2 protein-coding genes are annotated in these 1,108 nt (G+C 61.7%); one reads left to right on the forward strand and one right to left on the reverse strand.

The window, feature by feature from the left end; all coding sequences use genetic code 11:
* Nucleotides 1–226, reverse strand: a 226-nt coding sequence (locus tag C2U70_RS32315) for a hypothetical protein (RefSeq protein WP_140982760.1), incomplete at its 3' end; no start/stop codon positions are given.
* A gap of 334 nt (nucleotides 227–560) precedes the next feature.
* Here C2U70_RS32315 and C2U70_RS32320 point away from each other — a divergent pair.
* On the forward strand, nucleotides 561–1,108 hold a 548-nt coding region (locus C2U70_RS32320), incomplete at its 3' end, for a fatty acid desaturase (protein ID WP_186294600.1).

The following is a 1,108-nucleotide window of genomic DNA, read 5'->3' on the forward strand; positions in this document are numbered from 1 at the left end:
ACGGCGATCGCGTTCGCGTCGCAGCGTCGTAAATCATGACCTGCAACCTCGGAAACCTGGCAAAAAGCTCGGCGCCCGCTTCCCGAGCGGCCGCCTCGTCATCGAAATGGGTCTTGAAGTGACCGTCGACCACCAGCGTGAAGCCGTCAGCAGGCGCCAGGTCCGCTCTTTGAACGATTTTCGGTTGGGTTTCGTCAGTTGGTGTCACTGTGATTGGCTTTTTCATGGTGTCCCTCGTGTCGCGATCGCAAAAGCAGCGCTGCGGCCGCGACGATCGTCTTTTCATCTCTTGGAAACGGTGGCGGTGGGCCAGGCGCGCCCAGCTCATGTCCATTCGGGAGCGGTGGCCTAGACAATGCCGGGTTGCCCGACTGGTCAATATTGCACAGCGGCCCGGACAAGCCGGCGTATCATGCTAACTCCGCGGCCGTGCCGGCGTTCCATTCAACGAACCGCCAGGCATGCTGGCGATGTCAGCCTCGTCACGATCGTTCGGCTATCCCGGAACGGCGGATTGGGCAGCCAACCCTCGTCAACACAGATGCAGAGGCATTCAAGACATGGTTCATAGCCGACCGGAGGCTCGCGCGCTGGCGCAGCAGCTTGTGAACTATCGCCAGCCGGACAGCATGCGAGCCTTGTTCGAACTGACGATCACGGCCGTCCCTTTCTTCTCGATCTGGGCCCTGATGTGGGCCTCGCTCGACCACGGCTACTGGGTCGGCCTTCTGCTGGTGGTCCCTGCGTCCGGCTTCCTCATTCGGCTCTTCATGATCCAGCACGACTGCGGCCACGGGTCGTTCTTTCGCAGCCGCCTTGCCAACGATTGGGTCGGGCGAGCCATCGGGGTCTTGACCCTCACACCATACGATTTCTGGCGACGAACCCACGCCCTGCATCACGCAAGTTCGGGCAATCTCGATCGTCGCGGCTATGGCGACATCGACACCTTGACGGTGCGCGAGTTTCTCGGGCGGTCGCGATGGCGTCAGACGCTTTATCGCCTGTACCGCCATCCGATGGTGATGTTCGGCGTGGGCCCGACATATTTGTTCATCCTGCGGCACCGTCTGCCCATCGGGATGATGCGCGGCGGCTGGAGGCCATG

The organism is Bradyrhizobium guangdongense, assembly GCF_006483445.1.
In the GTDB taxonomy this organism is placed as follows: Bacteria; Pseudomonadota; Alphaproteobacteria; order Rhizobiales; family Xanthobacteraceae; genus Bradyrhizobium; species Bradyrhizobium guangdongense_A.